This is a genomic window from Proteus sp. G2609 (assembly GCF_963896135.1).
Taxonomy (GTDB): Bacteria; Pseudomonadota; Gammaproteobacteria; order Enterobacterales; family Enterobacteriaceae; genus Proteus; species Proteus mirabilis.
The window spans coordinates 50,497-68,203 of sequence record NZ_CAWQNB010000025.1; the positions used below are offsets into that span (position 1 = coordinate 50,497).

The window sequence follows — 17,707 nt, forward strand, 5'->3', positions numbered from 1 at the left end:
ATTTAATGGTGAATGATATGAAAAATATAAAAATGCTTAGTGCTATTATAATGCTTAGCCTCTTTTCTCAATCTACTTATGCCGCTATTGCATTGGATAGAACACGAGTATTATATAATGAAGGTGAGCGTTCAGTCAGCATGGTGTTAGAAAATGAAAATAAATCTAAACCTTATTTAGCACAATCTTGGCTGGAGAATAGTCAAGATGAAAAAATAAATTCACCTTTTGTAGTTACACCTCCAGTGCAACGTATTGAAGCTGGAAATAAAAGTCAGATAAAAATTCAAGCATTACCTGCTATAAAGACATTACCTACAGATAGAGAAAGTATTTACTATCTTAATGTTCGTGAAATACCACCACGTAGCGATTCACCAAATGTTTTACAAATAGCATTACAAACTAAAATAAAAATGTTTTATCGACCTAAAAGTATTGTGGTGCCAAATCGTTTAGAAGCAAACCCAATGGAAAAAGATTTTATACTGGAAAAACAAGGTAGCCACTATAATATAAAAAATCCTTCCCCTTATTATCTGACAATAACAAAAGTTAAAAAAAATAATCAAGAAGTAGAGGATTTTGAGGCTATTATGGTCGAGCCTTTTGGAGAACATTCTTTAGGAAATAATATTATCGACCTAGGAGAAGCAACAAAAATTGAATATATTAATGATTTTGGTGGATTAGTTGAAATCACATTTCAATGTAATGGAAATCGTTGCATAGTTAGTGGTGATAACAAAAAGAGATAATTTATGAATATACTACGAAGAATAATATTTTTTATCTTTTTGAGCCTTTTATCATCTTCTGTATGGGCTGTATCAGGATTTTTGAAATTAAATGTTAGTGGGAGTGTGGAGGCCTCTCCTTGCTCTATTAACAATGGCCAAACGATAGATGTTGATTTTAATGATGTTTATATCGATAAAATCGAAGGTGAGTATTATAAACGAAAAATTAACTATAATATAAATTGTAAATCTGGTGGTAATCCCAAATTTTTGATGACATTTGATGGGGATAGTGAAGGATATTATTTAAAAACTAACGTCGATAATTTATTTATTTCATTCAAAAATGGTAATAAAGATTTTAGTATGGGAAGTGGGATCTCAATTTATTATAAGACACCACCAGATATTTATGCTGTTTTAATTAAGAAAAAAGGCGCTAACTTACGTAGTGGGGAATTTTACGCACATGCCACTATGAATTTAATGTACCTTTAATAAGGAAAAGAAAAAATGTATATTTATAAAATTATGATTATGTTTTTTCTATTTTTATTCTCTTTTTTAGGTAATGCTAATCAGAAATTTGGCACAAAAATTTATATGCATGGTAATTTACTTACGGCTCCACCCTGTAAAGTAAACAATGGTAATGTTATTGATGTTGGTTTTGGTCCAATTTCGACTAAAAGTATTAAAGGATATGATCAGAAAAGAGAACTGAATTATAAAATTACTTGTGAAAGTAATTCAAATAATTTAAAAACATATTTATGGATTAATGGTGATAAAAGCAATTTTGATATCAATGGGTTGAAAACCAATATAGACGATTTAGCAATTAAGTTTATGATGGGGGGGGATATTATAGAATTAAATAAAAAATATACCGTGGATATTAATCATCCAGAACAGATATGGGCTGTATTAGTTAAAAAAGAAAATAGTGTATTAAAAACGGGTGATTTCTCTTCTTCTGGTACTTTATTTGTGGAGTATCAATAATGAGGAAATTACGTATTTTTTACTATATAATTGGTTTTTTCTTACTACTATCTTCATTCTTTAGTTTTTCTGATAACTTAAAGATCCACGGTTCATTAATTAATACTCCTTGTAAAGTCTTACCAGAAGATACTCAATTTGAAGTTGATTTTGGTGAAATTCAACTGAGTGATATATATAATAATAATACCCAAATTGAGAGAAAAAGTTTTAAAATTAATTTATCTGAATGCGATCCTTCCATCGCCCAACAAGTGAAAGTTAAATTTGATGGGAAACCTCATGCTAAATTATTAGGGTTATTAGCATTAGATGATAGTGCTAATAATCCAGAGCTTGGTATTGAGATTACGACCAAAGAAGGTAATTCCATAACATTAGGTGAGTTTAGTAAGCTATATAATATTACTCATACTGGTGATATTGAGCTGAATTTTGGTGCTAATTTAAAATCTACCTCAAAAGGTATTGCAGATAAAACTATTAATCCCGGGTATTTTACGGCTAAGGCCATATTTTCTTTAAAATATGAGTAATTTATTATGAAATTATTACATAGGTTCTTAATGTTATGGATGATTTCGCTTTCATTATTAATATTTAATACTAAAGCAAGTTATTTTTCTTATATTACGGGGGTCAGTCCCCCAGAAACAACTTATTCTTTTATAATGGAATATTGGAATGCCAGTAGTTCAACTCCAAATCCATGTCATATGAGGTTTGGTATTGATTCGAAATGTTACATACATATCAACCACTTGCATCAAGGGGCAACGATGGGAGGAGCGCCAGACCGAGCACCTTGGCGTTGTCGGAAAGATGTTTCATCGCTTCCTAATGAAAAAGCACTTGTGGATTATTTAAAGAATGAGTGTGGATTAATTCTTCCTATGTCTAATTCCAGTAGGCATGCTGGCGATATTACTACTGATGAGTGTGTTGGATTCTTTTTAACACAAGCACCTGAGGGCGGTTATGGTCAAATAGTCCCGAATGGAGTCTGTGGTGTTGCTCCGCCACCAGAAGGTAGATGTGCATTTAATGCGAGTAACTTGACATTGTCCCATGGCAGATTAGATCCATCTCAAGTGGATAATCATAGTGTTAGTGAAGTATTTACTATTACTTGTAACCAAGATATGTATATTAAAATATCAAGCTCATTAATAGAGGATTATTTAAAACTAACACCAAATGGTAGTATTCGCTCCTATTTAAGATTAAATAATATCCCTATTATAAAAGGGCTTACCGTTCATACGGAAAAAAATGAGTACACTTATATTTATGTTGAATCTATATTAAAAACAGTAGGCACGCCTTCATTAGGTAATTTCAGTGGTTCAACGACACTGGTATTATCTATACCTTAATAATAAAAAAGTCGATATGACCTGTTAATGATAGTATATTTGTTGACTTACCCGCACCTATGTGCGGGTTTTTTTATTTATACTGATTAACTTATTGGTTCAATAATTAATTCACTACTCTTGAGATCAAGGGTTAATTCTTGTGCTTCTTTTATTTTTAATAATCCATCACCTAAATGAACTAACATAGGTAGCCCCATCTGCGTGGCGATAATGGCACTGTGAGAACAACTATCCCCTTCAGCTAAGGTAATGGCTAATAATTGAGTTGCATCAAACTGAATTAATGTCGAGGGGAATAACTCTTTAGCCACTAAAATAGAGGGTTGTGATGGGGTAAATTTAGGAGGCGTTTTCTGTTGTAAATGGTAAAGAACTTGATTGCGCAGATCACGAAGATCTAACTCCCGTGCTCTCAAATAAGGATCACTGAGAGTACGGTAGAGTTGGATACGTTCTTTCATTTCATTCGTCCAACTCTGCTGAGCGCTAACGTTATCTGTTTTAATACGATCGATAACATTGGTGAGTAATTCTTCATCATCCAGCATCATGATATGGCCGTTAAAAATAGCGCCTATTTGTTCACCTAATGTGTGATTGGCTTTTTCAGCATAGTGCTTCAAATCATTGAGTGTATCTTTTATCGCTTGATTAAATTGCTCAATTTGTATTGTGCTATCGAGTGGTGCAGATAAATTTTCAATAGGGGCTAATTCTAGCTCATGCCAAATAAAAGCCGGTCCCTTGATGGGGGAAGCGGGTACAAGAGTACCGGTTAAACTTTGCTCCGTGAGTTCATCCGGTAATGCTTCGCCAAAACCTTGTTTAGCCAGTGCTAAAAAGGCATCAATAGCCTCATTTTCTTGTTCCCCTGAAGCAATTAAGGTTATTTCATCACCTTGACGAATTTGAATAAGAGAAAGTTGATTTAAACTAAGGGGATTAATGCGTCTATCTCCCTTAATTAATTGATAGTCAGCACGAAATTTTGACAGTAGCTCAACCAGTGTCGCTGCAGGTCTAACGTGTAAACCATGAGGGTTTTTTACCACCCAATGAGCTTCTTTGCCGTGCATTTGAATAGAAGGCGTGACATCATTTGGCTCTGAGCCACCCATGTTTTCACCCAATTGCATCTTTTTAGGGGTTAGTGCATAGTTGGCTTCTTCGAGAACCTTTTCTAAGCTAGCTCCGGATGACGCTGCGACAACAGCGGCTAATGTTCCTTCTACCAGCGGAGCTGAGCATAGTGTCACTTTTTGCGCTAATTCTGTATCAAGCAGTTCAATTGCTGTCTCTGTACTGAGTATGGCACTACCTAAATCCATCATAACAATAATGGCATCAGCTTCGGCGAGCGATTCAATCGCCGTCATAATTTTAACAGCGTCAGTACCAATAGGGTGCGCTTCATCATCAACACCTGCGGCAATGGCTAATCGGCAATGCGTTGGGTTAAGCATTTGATTCGCCAACGCCTCAATACCCTCAGCAAGATGTTTACTATGAGAAACAATCACGATATTAATCATGGCAGACCTCTCTTGATTATATTGTGAATGATTATGCGTGGATAGCATTAGACAGCGCTTGGAGGATCAATACCACAGAGGCACTGCCGGGATCTTTATGTCCTATACTGCGCTCACCAAGATAACTGGCACGGCCTTTTTTCGCTTGCATAGGAATAGTTTCCTCCGCCGCTTTTTCTGCAACTTTCAGTGCATTATCGATAGCATCTTCTATAGATAAACTTTGGTCATTCGCATGCTTTAAACTATCAACCACAGGCCACCAAACATCACACATAGTTTTATCATTTGGTTGTGCTTTACCGCGACTGACAATGCCATCAACACCTTCTTTAGTCATTTCATAAAGTTGATTTACATCGAGACTTTGTAATGATGCGGTGGGCTTAGCGGCACGAATAAAGAAGGTGCCAAAAAGAGGACCGCTGGCACCACCAATATTAGACAGTAATGTCATACCGGTATTTTTAAGGATAAAACCAATATCTTTATCGGCAAATTCAGGTAATTTCTCCGCTACCTTTTTGAAGCCTCTATTCATATTTAAGCCGTGGTCAGCATCGCCAATTTCACGGTCAAGATCGGTGAGATAGTCACTGTTTTGTTCAAAAAGTTGAGCGCATTGTTGTAGCCAAAGAATAATTTGATGATGAGTTAATACCATTTTCTGATCCTTAGTTATCATTATAGGAAAACTTATTTTGTCATCGCAGGTGTAGCAACGGGTGCATCCCACAAAGTAAGTAGCGCGTCGTCTACTTTTAATAAGGTAATTGAGATCCCCGACATATCGAGCGATGTACAATAAGAGCCAATTAACGAACGTTCGATGTTAAGACCAAAGTTTTCACAGCACAGGGCAAGGCGATGATAAACACCATATAATTCAGAAAGGGGAGTGGCGCCAAGATTATTGACTAGGGCTATAACACGATCGCCTGATTTTAGTGGCTGTTTTTCTTGTGTCTCTTCAATCCAATCACCATTGACTCGATCCCAACTGCGAATGGTGCGCTGATAGTGACCATTTTCAATTAGAGTATTAAACATTGCATCAACGGTATCATTTAATGAAGTAAATGGGCGGCGGTCTATTCCTGGCTCTCCGTGGATCCCAACGCCAAATTCCATTTCATTTTCAGGGAGAGTAAAAGAGGGTTTTCCTGCAGCAGGTACGGTGCAAGCCTGTAGTGCAATACCAATAGAAAAACCATTATTATTAATTTGATGACCTAGCTTAACCAAATCATCGAGTGTATCGCCACGCTCAGCTGCAGCACCTAGCAATTTTTCCATTAATACGGTATTCGCTACACCACGACGACCGGCGGTATACAGACTATCTTTAACCGCAACATCATCATCAACTAATACCGTAGCAATTTTTACACCTTCATCATGTAGTAGCTCTGTCGCAGTTTCAAAATTGAGTACGTCACCGGTGTAGTTTTTAACGATCATTAATACGCCTTCACCGCTATCAATTGCTTTTGCGCAATCGTACATTTTATCTGGGGTTGGTGAGGTAAAGATCTCACCAGGACATGCCCCATCAAGCATGCCTTTTCCAACAAAACCGGCATGCATTGGCTCATGTCCACTGCCACCTCCAGATAAAAGGGCTACTTTACCTTTTACGGGGGCATCATGACGGGTGACATAAAAAGAAGAGGGATGGAGATTGATTTCAGGGTGGGCTTTAGCAAAACCTTGCAGTTGTTCTGATAAAACATCATCAACACGATTAATAAGCTTTTTCATCTATATACTCCATTTGAAACTTGTATTGAAATTTTATGTAACAGAGTGCTGTTACATAAGATTTCGACAAATTCTGATTAAAGGAATGACTCATTTTATGGCTTTTTTAATCAAAACAGCGTTCTGTGGTTGTTGAATTGTTATGTTGCTTTAATAAGCGATATAAGAATGTTTCTGTTGGATTAAATTAAATCTACATCATTTATGGTTATATAAGAACCAGTTAACTTATTTACCTGCCAGAATGGGAGCAGGATCATAAAATCAAGGCAAAATAGAGTAAGTAAAAAAGTGTTATATCTCTTGTAACAAGGTTAAGGCTTTTTCTCGTTGCTGTGGCGAGAGATTTTTTATCATTGCTAATAAAAGGGCATCTTGTTTTTTGGCGCTGGGACTTAGAGTATGACTAAAGGTAAGATTTAGCACAAAGGTATGCCCACAAAGCGGATCACGGCAGGCACAGTAAAGATCTGTTAACTCTTTATGCTTGCGATTACTTTTCTTTATCATCGCTTTTTCACCACATTCAGGACAGTAAATTGTTAAAACACGCATGGTATTTTCTCTTTATTATCAACCTATCACCACCTTCTATATTAGCCTAAGTTTGTACAATCACCAGTAATATTATTGTTTTTTTGTATTTTAATTTGTTGTTAACTGATTTTTATCATGAAAAACAAGTTTATTTGTTTATTTGACTAAAAATAATTCGGTTAACCTCGGTTAAACACCATTAACCGACAATAACCGAACAAAGTTACTAGTATAAAATACAAAATTTATAGATAATGATTTCACGTTAAACCTACATGTGGAGATACAACGTATTGAATTTAAATATTATTTAATTTGTTGTAATGACTAATATGTGGAGAAAAATAGGTAATGGATAACCTATTACAAATTAACAAGGAAGTGGGCAAGGATAGTACAAAAGGACGTTGTATTTATCCTTGAGCAAAAGGATCTTGCATATTCCATACAGATTATCTGATTGATACTAGGAGGTGAGGGTTCTTTTTACGGCTAAATACTGTAAGCGAATGCGAGGTATATTCATGGATGAATATGATCACACACTAGTATCATTGGTAGTTGTTGGCGCTTTTATTGCATTAGGGAAGATGCTAGTTGCTAATGAAGTTATCACATTACGACTATTTATTGGCAGGATCATCCTAGGATCAGCGGTTTCTGTTGTGGCAGGTGCTCTGTTGATTTTATGGCCGGGTATTCATCCTATTGCGGTTATGGGGATCGGCTCTGCCCTGGGGATCGCCGGTTATCAACTTGTCGAAATTTGGCTAAGGAAAAAAGGAAATGAGCTATTTTCACGGAAGAAAAACTAAGTGACCAATGATTAATTATCAATAATCAATAAGTTGAGCGTTATATTTGTATTTTATGATATTTGTGTGGTTTCGTATCATAGGGAATTAAGTGATATCCAATAGCGCTATTGATTGGTATGGATTGCAAGTAGCGTAAATTGGGTTGCTCAAGATGAGTATCGAGACTGCGTGACGTGGAGACAAGGAACGTTTATCACGATAAATGAAGATCAAGTCTGCAAGGAAGCCAGTCTTGATCTTCAACCTGTTTAATGACAAGTATGTTATGAGGGAAATTTTTTTAATATTGGTGATTTCTGTTTAAAATAACTGGCTACAAGTAACCCACTGTAAAGCATTGCACCAATAAACCACAATAAGCCATCCCAATATTCAACGCTGTAACTATAAATAAAAGAGAAGAGTAACGGGCCAACAATCCCAGTTATATTCGTTAGACTGACTAACGTTCCTTGTAACTGTCCTTGAACATGATGATCAACAGATTTTGATAAATATCCTTGTAAAGCAGGTTGTCCCATTCCTCCCGCAGCTAAACAGATTAAAGCGGGGAGCATAACCCAAACATGGCTTATCCAGGCTAATAATAAGCAACCAAATGCATCAATTGACATGCTAATGATAACCGTGTTGCGTTCTCCCCATTTTTGCGCCAGTTTTCCTGCGAGAACCGCTTGAAAAAAAATATGTAATACACCAAGAAATGCAAGAGATAAACCTACTTCAGTAGTGTGCCAAGCGAAACGCACTTGTGTGAATAGCACCCAAATGGTGGCCGGAATTTGCCCTATTAGTTGAATAATAAAATAGGCAATAAGCCAAAAACAGAGACTCTTTTTAATAAAACCAGTGGCAGAGTGAGGCGCTGTATCCTGATTTAATACGGATATTTCAGTCGATATTTTTGTGGTTTGAGTTTCTTGGAAACAAAGTAATGAAAATATAAATAATAACGAATGAGAAATAGCCGCAAAGATAAATGGCGTATGGGCGCTGATCTCACCGAGTAATCCCCCTAACATGGGGCCAATAATTAAACCCACACCAAATGCACCACCCAAAAAACCGAAATAGCGTGTTCTTTCATGAGGATGAGTAACATCAGTCATTGCTGATGCGCATACTGCACCAGTGGCTCCTGTTATACCCGCAATAATGCGTCCAATGTAGAGCATCCATAATGAGGTAGAGCAAGCCATTAATAGGTAATCTAATGCCGCACCCAATAGCGAAAATAATAAAATAGGTTTTCTGCCATATTTATCTGATAATTTTCCTAAAATAGGTGCGAAGATCACCTGCATCGTCGCATAGAGTGCTAATAATATACCGTAATGATTGGCGAGTCTGTTTTCGCTCACAAACTCGTTTAATAGTGTTGGTAGTACTGGCATGATAAGGCCAATACCAATGGCATCTAATACTGTGACAAGCAGTATGATAATAATTGATTTATTCATAAATATCCTAAAAATCTATCACTGATAGAGAGGTGAAAAATATCTCTATCAATGATAGATTGTCAAGAATATTTTATTATGAGGACGCAAATGGCAAAATTAGATAAAGAACAGGTTATTGATAACGCATTGATTTTATTAAATGAAGTCGGTATGGAAGGGTTAACAACACGTAAGTTGGCGCAAAAATTAGGGGTAGAGCAACCGACACTTTATTGGCATGTAAAGAATAAACGTGCGTTATTAGATGCTTTAGCTGAGACTATTTTACAAAAGCATCATCATCATGTTTTGCCATTAGCGAATGAAAGTTGGCAGGATTTTTTGCGTAATAACGCAAAAAGTTTTCGTCAGGCGCTATTAATGTATCGTGATGGTGGAAAGATCCATGCAGGCACACGACCATCAGCCAATCAATTTGAGACATCAGAGCAACAATTGCAATTTTTGTGCGATGCTGGCTTTACGTTAACGCAAGCTGTTTATGCATTAAGTTCCATCGCGCATTTTACACTTGGTTCAGTGCTTGAAACCCAAGAACATCAAGAGAGCCAAAAAGAGCGAGAAAAAGTGCCAAAAACAGAGATAAACTACCCACCATTATTAACACAAGCTATTGATATTATGGATAGTGATAATGGTGAAGCTGCATTCCTTTTTGTGCTCGATGTGATGATTTCAGGGCTAGAAACAGTGCTAAATAATCATCATTAAATAGGCTGACGCCCCTTAGGGGCGATGAGTTGCCCTTGTCTATCTGCGATATTGATTTGCACAATACAGCCAGCATTAAAATGTAAATAATCCTCTTCAATGCCGTCTGAGAAAATAACACCATTTTCGGGCATTAAAGATCCTAATTGCAATGGAGAGTCCGGCTCAATCGTGCCAAAAGTTAAAGCGGTGCCTGTTGTTCTACTAGGAAATGGCTCTCTTACACTAAATTGTAATTTTTTATCACTCCAGCTAAACCCTTGTAAAAGAGGGTGTGATGCTTTTCCGGTGATGGCCATGGCTCCAGCAAGAATAGATTGAAACCACCCTGTAGAGCCAAGTCCCGTTGATACAATAATGCCTGATGAGGATTGCACTTCTTGAGAGTCTCCCCATTGTAAGATATAACGTGCGGAAGTGTGGCTTTTAGGGCCAATAAATAAGTCATTAACCGCTAACAGTGATTGACCATCATTGGTTTTTGCTTGTGCAAAAGTGACCGAATTAAAAGGCATTTTGTGATTTATTGTATTAATTATAATCTCTTTCAATTGCCCTATTTCAAAGGGCAAGAGCTTACCATCCCATCTTGAAGGATCTGGATTGATAGCAATAACGGGTTGTTGATTAAGATATTTCAGAGTATTAGCGACGAGGCCATCTTGACCTATTACCACTACAATATCATGAGAGGAAAATTGATAACTAGGCAATAATCCTCTTTCCAAGAGCTGAAAACGCCCAAATGATTTTAAAATAAGCTCAGCTTCTGTGAGTTGTTTTTGATAGAGATTATGTTCATTAAGATAATCTGTTACCTCAACATGGTTATGTTCTAAATAGAATTTGGCTTGTGACCAAGTGTTAAAACGCTCAATTAATTCTTGTAAGCGACTTTTTCGCATCACTAATATGAAACGAAAATCGGTATTATTTTTCATAGGTTATCCTCTTTCTTTCATAAATTGGCTAAATAAATCAGGAGTAATATTTAATTCACCAATTTTTCCTGAATTAAGCGCTAAAGTTTCAAATGCCATTGCCATTAATTGTTGTGAGTCCATTTTTGCTAGAGCCATTGCTTTGAGATTTTCAACGGGCAACTCACGGTAAGCTCGCATAGTTGCTTCAATTGCATAAGCATCAGCATCAGATTGTATGCGTTGATTTTCCGCACTTAACGCGACTAATTCTTTACGTTTTGCTTCGGCATTGACTTTGGCTTCAAGACGCTCTTTTTCTATTTCGGCTTGTTCACGTAATAGGGTACGTTCATTTTCTAAACGAGCTTCTTCAATTTCTTGTCGTTTACGCTGTATAGATAAGTCTGTTTCTAATTCAGCTTCTTTAATGGTGCGCTCTTGCTCTACTGAGAATTTACGACGTGCATAAATTGCATCATCAGCCTCTTTGAGTAAGGATTCCCGCGCCTCAGCTTCTAATGCTTTAAGCGTTTCGGGAGAGGGTGAGATGGCCGCAATAGAAACATCTAAAATAGTAATACCTAAGGCCTCTAATGAAGGGTGTTCAGTAAGTTGTTTCATCACTAAAGTAACCAAGGATTGGCTAAGTTGTAGTGCTTCTCGTAAAGGGGTGCTTTGGATCTTGGCTTGGATCAGGGTTTGAGCAATACGCACCACGCGATCGTTGAGCTTTAGGGGATCTTCACTGGCGTAAGATTTGCCATTCTTACTTAAATTAAAGTTGAGGACTTCAGCGGTTTTTTCAGGTGATGTGACTTGGAATGAAATTTGTCCTTGAATACGTAGTGCCTGAAAATCAGCAGTTTGGAAGTTAAAGATAAAAGGGGCTTCTTGTGCATTTAACGGCAGTGCTGCAATAGATGTTGTCGCCGAATTATACCAAAAACTTAAGCCTTTACCTTGTTGGCGCACTTTCCCGTTGACCGATTTAATAATAAATGTTGATGAGTCTGCTTTGAAATAATTTAAGTTAAACATAGTCTTCTCCAGTTAGTGTCCTTATGACATTAAATATATTGTCTTATGGACACTATTTGTGTCAAGTCATTTAGTGTCTTTATGACAAAATTTGATTTTCATGTGTTTAACATTAAAATAAACTCATTATCTTTTTACAAAGTGCAGACCATGAACGAACAAAATTTTTTAGCAAATTACAATCGCCGTGATTTTTTATCGCCGCTTATTACTGTTGATTCAGTACTATTCACTTACCATGAAGGGCAGTTAAAAGTGCTCTTGGTGGAAAGAGCTAATCATCCTGAAAAAGGAAAATGGGGATTACCTGGTGGCTTTGTTGATGAAACACAAGACAACTGTCTAGAAGATACTGTGCTCAGAAAATTAAAAGAGAAAACAGGGGTGATCCCGCCGTACATTGAACAACTCTGCTCAGTGGGAAATAATCAGCGCGATGTAAGAGGTTGGTCTGTTACTGTATGTTACACGGCGTTAATTGCTCACCAAGCATGTAAAGCGCATATTGATAGTGTGGATCATGTGATGTGGTTACCTATTGATGAAGTAGCACAGAAAAATTTGGCATTTGATCATAATGAACTGATTGCGCAAGCGAGAGAGCGATTAAAGCAAAAATCGCTTTATTCTATTGTGCCGGGATTTGCGTTACCTGAAGTGTTTACTTTGCCTGAATTACAGCATGTGCATGAGATATTGATAGGTAAAGAGATCCAGAAAAAATCTTTTAGACGACGGATTGAACAAGCCGACTTATTAATTGATACCGGAGAAAAACGTGCTGAGAAGGGACGCCCTGCTAGTCTCTATCGACTTAAGAAGTCGTCTGCGGATTATCGTTTTATTCGTAATCTTGAATTTTAATATGTAGAGTATTTTTTTAAAATCGCTACGCTCTTCTTAAATGAATAAAATAAATAATATATAAACATTATTTTACCATTAGGGGGAATGACAATTATCCGTACAGGATTATTGAAAAATATCAATGAAATAACTCGATATTAAATACCAAGTTATTTCATATAATTACCCTATTTATTTTTTATCTTGGAGAGCAACTTGAATTAAATGTTCTACATAATTATCAACAAGAAACTCAACCGTCTGACTTCGGGTTGTACTTCTTAAAAACGAAAGTTTATCTATTTTCCGTAGTGCTGACATTTTTAAAGATAGTGATACTGATTTTTTCTTATCTTTATCTAAATAAACACGACTCGTTGTGCCACTATGTTGTAGTTCTTCATTCGAAGATAATGCCTCTCGCATACGACGTAATGTTTTATTATCAAGCTGACCTCGTTCAGTCATTTGATACGATCTGGATGATTTACTGTACTTAATTTCAGCACTATAAGACTCTCTTATTTCTTTTAAAACACGGGTGAGCGTTGGCTCCGAGCATTCAAGAGCAGAAATAATCTTAATCGTGGGGACTTTTTTCCCTGTACTTAAAAGTATAGCCAGCTTAAAAACTCTGATTTGGCGAGAGCTCAATTGCATGTTTGGTTACCACGTATCTGTCAATTGTGTGTTAAGAAATTAGACCCAGCTTTTATTGTGTCTGTATTATTTTTCTACAAGTATATCTGAAATAATGTCAAATATTAAAGATTTTATAAAATAACAACCGAAATAAAAATATTGTTAAATAATATGTTAAAGTTTTATAAATAGAAGTTCTAGTTAAAGATATTATTCTTCAACTAGAGACTAAGTTTAAAATATTAATAAATAAAAAAATGCTTATAGTAAATATAAAAACGAATATTTAAACTTATGGTGTATTAAATCGTTGAACACTATTTTTTGAATTGGGAATAATGCCATACAGTTTTGCTCTAGTTAAAATACTCAATGCCCAACGGCGATGTGTTGCCGGTTCACACATGGCACCATGAGATTTAAATACGGCTTGTGTTGAATTTAAGATGCGCAACGCATCGGAATGATCAGACTGAGATACCATTAATGCCTGTTCTATTTTGTCTATCTGCTTGGGATGAATAGCGGTTTTACCCACTAAACCATTGGCAATATCGAGGGCTAATTCTCTATCCATAATTTGTTGATCATCAATATGCTCACAAACAGGAGCGGTAAGCGCAAACTGACGAGCACCAAATACAGCAACCAACATTTTTATCACGTATCCCATAGGTCCATCATAGAGTGTTAAATGGCGATTACGTCTAAGAGAAATAACATTCATTAAATCATTTCCACCGATACGTAAGGCAATAATTCTCTTATGGCAAGGGTGGGCTAGTAGCAAGTCTGCCAGTGAGGTCATTTGAAGAACGTCGAACACTTCTTCTGTTTCCAATGTTGGCATCATACATAAATGGGTGGGTTTGATGATACGCCACCAAAGGGGTAATGAAGCTTGGGTAAATTTAGGTAATACTAAGCCGTCAATCACGGTTAAATCTACATGCTCAACCAGCCATTGCGCCATTTCTGTATGGCGGGGGCGTATAAATAGCAACGGCCATTCAGTACAATCATGATGCTTTTTATAGTCTGATAATGTGGTTAATAATGTTGCTAGATTTTGTAATGCTTGTGGAATATCAGTATCACTGACGGCATCTTCTAAACAAATAATTAATGAACGTAATCCATCAATTTTTTGATCAATAATTGTTGCGGCGATATCGGTTCGTGTTGCGGGCATATACAGCGTTGCCCCTAAATTCCAAGGGGATAATCGTTCAATCATTATTGCACCTTTTTAATGATAGTAACGGCACGATATTGTCCTAATGCTTTACCTGCCTCGGTTACAGTAATATTTTTTTGTTTAGCAAGATAAATCAGTAATGCAACATCAGGATCTGCAATTTCTTTTACCAGAATATGCTCAGGTACACGGCGTAAAACGGCGCGAGTTGCTTCAGCAATACCGGGTTTTATACGATTGATATTTGAAATGTCATATTTGTTGGCAAGTAAACTAACGACATTTTCGCTCAGTTTTTTTAAGTCTGACGGTTGATGTTTAAATGTGGCGAGTGGAATATCGTTATCTATTAAGGCGTCAACTATTTTTCCGACTTTATCAACAAGATAGCGACTACATTCATATTGTTTTAAATGTTGGCAATCGACAAAACCATGGAAGCCTTGCTCTGTCCAAATTGAACGTGAAATTAATCCTGAAACGGGCGCTCCCATAATCCCAAAAGGGATTAGCCAATCTTCATCACTGGCACTTAACCAAGCGCAACCACAAGGATCAGCAAGGACGACAAGATGGGGTTGTGCAGGAAAACCTTCACGTCCCGCCAATGAACGAATTAACTCATTTGTGATAGCGCCTTTTCCTGTCCACCCATCAACAAATACAATACCTTCTGTCCGATGGCGTTGCTCAATCCATGAAAGCGCTTCGTTATCAATACCTCTATCACGAATAATGCTAATACCATAGTGATAAGACGTTTTTCCCATTTTGCGCAAGGTCTGTTGTAACATCACGCCAAGTGGAACACCCGCACGCACAAGACTTGTCAGAATAATAGGGGTGTCACCAAAATGCGCAATAAGTGATTTTGCTAGCATAATTACTTGTGTTGCTAAACGTGTTGCGCCAGCAGCCAGTGCTTTTTCAAACAGTTCAAGATGCCAGGTTGTGGGTTCTGGCTCTTGGCTTAACATATCAGAATAGTGACGTTTACCAGACTGTATAAGTTCTTCTTTTAACTCAACAGGTGTCATTTCAATCTTGACGGGTTGCAGTAAAAAATCAACATCACCCAGTAGATAAGAGCCTGAAAAAGGTTGATGATCCATCATGTTTATTCTCCAAAAATTTTTGTGTTGATCGCATTCGCGAATTGGCTTTGGCGGGGGATAGCATACCAATTGCATAATTTCATAAAGCGATGATCACTTAGGCTATCGCCGAAACCAATCACAGGAAAAACGCCACGTTCTGCTTTTAATTTATTAAGCAAATAAGTGACGGCTTTACCTTTTTCAATTGGCTCAGGTAACCAAGCAATATTGTTACTGTTACGATGAATATAAAAACCTTTGGTTGAGAATATTTTTTCTATCTCATCACCGATAGCATATAGCTCATCTAATCGAGCGCTGTCGTTATGCTTCATCACTAAATAAATGGGTAAATCATCATATTCATAGTTAATTCTCGCCCAAGCATCAATATTACGTTCAGCCATTAATTGGGTAATAGATTGCTGTAACCTAAGTAAAGGTTGCTTATAAGGTGTTAAGCTTTGTGTGATATGGTGTTGCCATTGTTCATCTGTGACTTTTTCTGGGGTTAAGACAACAGCACCGTGTGTGGTAATAGCCCATGAATGAAAAGGAATAGTGACACGGCTCATTTCTTCCGTTCCACGTGCTGTGACTGGAATTAAATCAGCATGTTCTAGCATCCAATCAACCAGCATAGCTTGCTCTTGAGTCATAAAGCTACGTGGCGTTAAATTTCTATCCAACGCACCAGTTTTATAGGGGGCAAGCGCTAACTCATCTACCATTTTGCGACGAGTTTGAAATAAGGTATCGTCAAGATCGGCTAAAATAACGGGGTTAGTCATAGCTAATTACTTCAACAATAGGGGCAACTTTATAGAGAGCTTCAATAAGTTGACTATCAATACTTTCGGCAGGGGTTTCACAACAAAGCAGAATGCGATCAAATTGCTGATGAGCCACGTTATAGACAAAGTTAGGAATGCCTAATCCGTAATTGTCAGTAAAAGTTATCGCTGATTGGATAGCAAAATTAGTGGCAATAGGTGAGCGAGTCGTCGAGCTATATTTTACAATAGCCCCTTGTTTTTCTAAGCGTTCTGCTAATAAAAAGGGTTCCCAGACAAATTCACCAGAGCCTAAAACCAATATTTTTTCACCCTCAGAAACATGAATAAATAGGCCAAGATCATTAGCAGGGGTTGTCATGCCTAAGCGTCCCCAGCTTTGTTTCCCTGTGATAGCAACCTGTCCTGAAGCAGTAATATTGACATTTGGCATAACAGGTAATGGTGCATCGGGATTGGCTTGCCATTGCCATTTTCCCTGCACTAAAGAGAAGGTTGTTATGGGTAATGGTGAACGCTTTTGCAGAGCATCACCACTCCAATCGGTTAATGTGACAGCAATAATCTGCTTAATTTGTGTTAACTTGCCTTCTTCACGTAATGCAGACAGCAAGTTAAGAAAGGTGTTACCTGTGGTTGCTTCATCATCAATTAACACAATGGTTTTCGCTTGCTGGATCCATTGGCGTTGTTCTAGGTTATGAGGCAAATAAAGTAGGTGATCAGTTGCATGGCTGTGATTTTCTTTAAATTTACAGAATAATTCACCATCAGCAATAGGATGGCGCGTTGAAGTAAGGTAGAGGGCTTGAGGATAGCGATCTCTTACTTCATCAAAAATTCCCGCACCTAAACCGACCGCAGTTTCTGCCATACCAATAAAAAGAATAGGGCCTTCGAGTGATTGAGGAAATTGTTTGGCCATTTGTTGATAAGTTTCACGCATTTTCTTAGGTGAAACAGGAATATGGCGCCCTAATACTTTACTGACAAACAAAAAAGCGCGCTTAGGGTTGCGTCTTTCCGCAATATCAAAAAGTTCATCAAGATGTTCTAATGAGCAATTTGGCGTTACGCTTAATGTGCCACAAGTGAGTTGGCGACGATAAACAGAAGAGCCAATCAAACTATTCATTATTCTTTATTATCCGTACTAATTAGTTTTTTAAGTGCATTTATCTGGGTATAAGCTAAGCCGTGTTGAACATAACGTCACATACTGT

General features: G+C 37.2%; 20 protein-coding genes. 8 read left to right on the top strand and 12 right to left on the bottom strand.

The window, feature by feature from the left end; all coding sequences use genetic code 11:
• Window positions 1-17 precede the first annotated feature (17 nt).
• Genes AACV01_RS06785 through AACV01_RS06805 form a run of 5 tightly spaced genes read left to right on the top strand, consistent with a single transcriptional unit; the run spans window position 18 to window position 3,121 of the window.
• Window positions 18-758, top strand: coding sequence for a fimbrial biogenesis chaperone (locus AACV01_RS06785; RefSeq protein ID WP_080942633.1), 741 nt, complete (start codon window positions 18-20; stop codon window positions 756-758).
• Between the two features lie 3 nt (window positions 759-761).
• Complete coding sequence (locus AACV01_RS06790) at window positions 762-1,238, top strand: fimbrial protein (RefSeq protein ID WP_046334916.1); 477 nt, start codon at window positions 762-764, stop codon at window positions 1,236-1,238.
• Between the two features lie 15 nt (window positions 1,239-1,253).
• Complete coding sequence (locus AACV01_RS06795) at window positions 1,254-1,745, top strand: fimbrial protein (protein WP_046334917.1); 492 nt, start codon at window positions 1,254-1,256, stop codon at window positions 1,743-1,745.
• Window positions 1,745-2,281 carry a fimbrial protein gene (locus AACV01_RS06800; RefSeq protein WP_052715540.1) on the top strand — a complete coding sequence of 179 codons (537 nt, stop codon included), beginning with the start codon at window positions 1,745-1,747 and terminating at the stop codon, window positions 2,279-2,281. The genes AACV01_RS06795 and AACV01_RS06800 overlap by 1 nt, the downstream gene beginning before the upstream one ends.
• 39 nt (window positions 2,282-2,320) lie before the next feature.
• Window positions 2,321-3,121, top strand: a complete 801-nt coding sequence (locus AACV01_RS06805; RefSeq protein WP_423809444.1) for an MrpH family fimbial adhesin — start codon at window positions 2,321-2,323, stop codon at window positions 3,119-3,121.
• Between the two features lie 86 nt (window positions 3,122-3,207).
• Here AACV01_RS06805 and dhaM read toward each other — a convergent pair whose 3' ends face one another.
• The 4 genes from dhaM to AACV01_RS06825 form a co-directional block, all read right to left on the bottom strand.
• Window positions 3,208-4,656, bottom strand: a complete 1,449-nt coding sequence (dhaM, locus tag AACV01_RS06810; RefSeq protein WP_104836743.1) for a dihydroxyacetone kinase phosphoryl donor subunit DhaM — start codon at window positions 4,654-4,656, stop codon at window positions 3,208-3,210.
• A gap of 31 nt (window positions 4,657-4,687) precedes the next feature.
• The gene (gene dhaL, locus AACV01_RS06815; RefSeq protein WP_004249430.1) at window positions 4,688-5,320 is read right to left on the bottom strand and encodes a dihydroxyacetone kinase subunit DhaL; all 633 of its coding nucleotides are present in this window, start codon (window positions 5,318-5,320) and stop codon (window positions 4,688-4,690) included.
• Window positions 5,321-5,352: 32 nt separating this feature from the next.
• The gene (gene dhaK, locus AACV01_RS06820; protein ID WP_004245625.1) at window positions 5,353-6,417 is read right to left on the bottom strand and encodes a dihydroxyacetone kinase subunit DhaK; all 1,065 of its coding nucleotides are present in this window, start codon (window positions 6,415-6,417) and stop codon (window positions 5,353-5,355) included.
• A gap of 294 nt (window positions 6,418-6,711) precedes the next feature.
• A complete protein-coding gene (locus AACV01_RS06825; protein ID WP_004245624.1) occupies window positions 6,712-6,972 on the bottom strand; it encodes an ogr/Delta-like zinc finger family protein in 261 nt (86 codons plus the stop codon).
• A 506-nt stretch (window positions 6,973-7,478) separates the two neighbouring features.
• On the opposite strand from AACV01_RS06825, the gene AACV01_RS06830 reads away from it, so the two are divergent.
• Entirely contained in the window at window positions 7,479-7,769 is a 291-nt protein-coding gene (locus AACV01_RS06830; RefSeq protein ID WP_004249433.1) for a phage holin family protein, read from the top strand.
• Window positions 7,770-8,035: 266 nt separating this feature from the next.
• Here AACV01_RS06830 and tet(J) read toward each other — a convergent pair whose 3' ends face one another.
• Window positions 8,036-9,232, bottom strand: a complete 1,197-nt coding sequence (tet(J), locus tag AACV01_RS06835; RefSeq protein ID WP_071425332.1) for a tetracycline efflux MFS transporter Tet(J) — start codon at window positions 9,230-9,232, stop codon at window positions 8,036-8,038.
• Between the two features lie 90 nt (window positions 9,233-9,322).
• On the opposite strand from tet(J), the gene tetR(J) reads away from it, so the two are divergent.
• Window positions 9,323-9,946: a tetracycline resistance transcriptional repressor TetR(J) gene (tetR(J), locus tag AACV01_RS06840; protein WP_004249435.1), complete on the top strand. Its 624-nt coding sequence runs from the start codon at window positions 9,323-9,325 to the stop codon at window positions 9,944-9,946.
• Here tetR(J) and AACV01_RS06845 read toward each other — a convergent pair.
• Together AACV01_RS06845 and AACV01_RS06850 are read right to left on the bottom strand one after the other, a co-directional pair.
• Window positions 9,943-10,887, bottom strand: a complete 945-nt coding sequence (locus AACV01_RS06845; protein WP_004245619.1) for a sugar kinase — start codon at window positions 10,885-10,887, stop codon at window positions 9,943-9,945. The genes tetR(J) and AACV01_RS06845 overlap by 4 nt on opposite strands.
• 3 nt (window positions 10,888-10,890) lie before the next feature.
• Window positions 10,891-11,907 (bottom strand): SPFH domain-containing protein, encoded by a 1,017-nt coding sequence (locus AACV01_RS06850; protein WP_161682613.1) that lies wholly within the window; start codon window positions 11,905-11,907, stop codon window positions 10,891-10,893.
• A gap of 150 nt (window positions 11,908-12,057) precedes the next feature.
• Here AACV01_RS06850 and AACV01_RS06855 point away from each other — a divergent pair, with 150 nt between their 5' ends.
• Complete coding sequence (locus tag AACV01_RS06855) at window positions 12,058-12,771, top strand: NUDIX hydrolase (protein ID WP_012368340.1); 714 nt, start codon at window positions 12,058-12,060, stop codon at window positions 12,769-12,771.
• A 174-nt stretch (window positions 12,772-12,945) separates the two neighbouring features.
• On the opposite strand, the gene AACV01_RS06860 is transcribed toward AACV01_RS06855, so the two are convergent.
• From AACV01_RS06860 to AACV01_RS06880, 5 genes are all read right to left on the bottom strand, one after another.
• Window positions 12,946-13,413, bottom strand: coding sequence for a hypothetical protein (locus tag AACV01_RS06860; RefSeq protein ID WP_004245615.1), 468 nt, complete (start codon window positions 13,411-13,413; stop codon window positions 12,946-12,948).
• A gap of 274 nt (window positions 13,414-13,687) precedes the next feature.
• Window positions 13,688-14,632: an HpcH/HpaI aldolase/citrate lyase family protein gene (locus tag AACV01_RS06865; RefSeq protein ID WP_004245614.1), complete on the bottom strand. Its 945-nt coding sequence runs from the start codon at window positions 14,630-14,632 to the stop codon at window positions 13,688-13,690.
• The gene (locus AACV01_RS06870) at window positions 14,632-15,708 is read right to left on the bottom strand and encodes a cysteine protease StiP family protein (protein ID WP_161682615.1); all 1,077 of its coding nucleotides are present in this window, start codon (window positions 15,706-15,708) and stop codon (window positions 14,632-14,634) included. Before AACV01_RS06870 ends, AACV01_RS06865 begins: the two co-directional genes overlap by 1 nt.
• A 2-nt stretch (window positions 15,709-15,710) precedes the next feature.
• A complete protein-coding gene (locus AACV01_RS06875) occupies window positions 15,711-16,481 on the bottom strand; it encodes an HAD family hydrolase (protein ID WP_161682617.1) in 771 nt (256 codons plus the stop codon).
• Window positions 16,474-17,619: a phosphoribosyltransferase domain-containing protein gene (locus tag AACV01_RS06880; RefSeq protein WP_017827550.1), complete on the bottom strand. Its 1,146-nt coding sequence runs from the start codon at window positions 17,617-17,619 to the stop codon at window positions 16,474-16,476. Before AACV01_RS06880 ends, AACV01_RS06875 begins: the two co-directional genes overlap by 8 nt.
• Window positions 17,620-17,707: the final 88 nt, after the last annotated feature.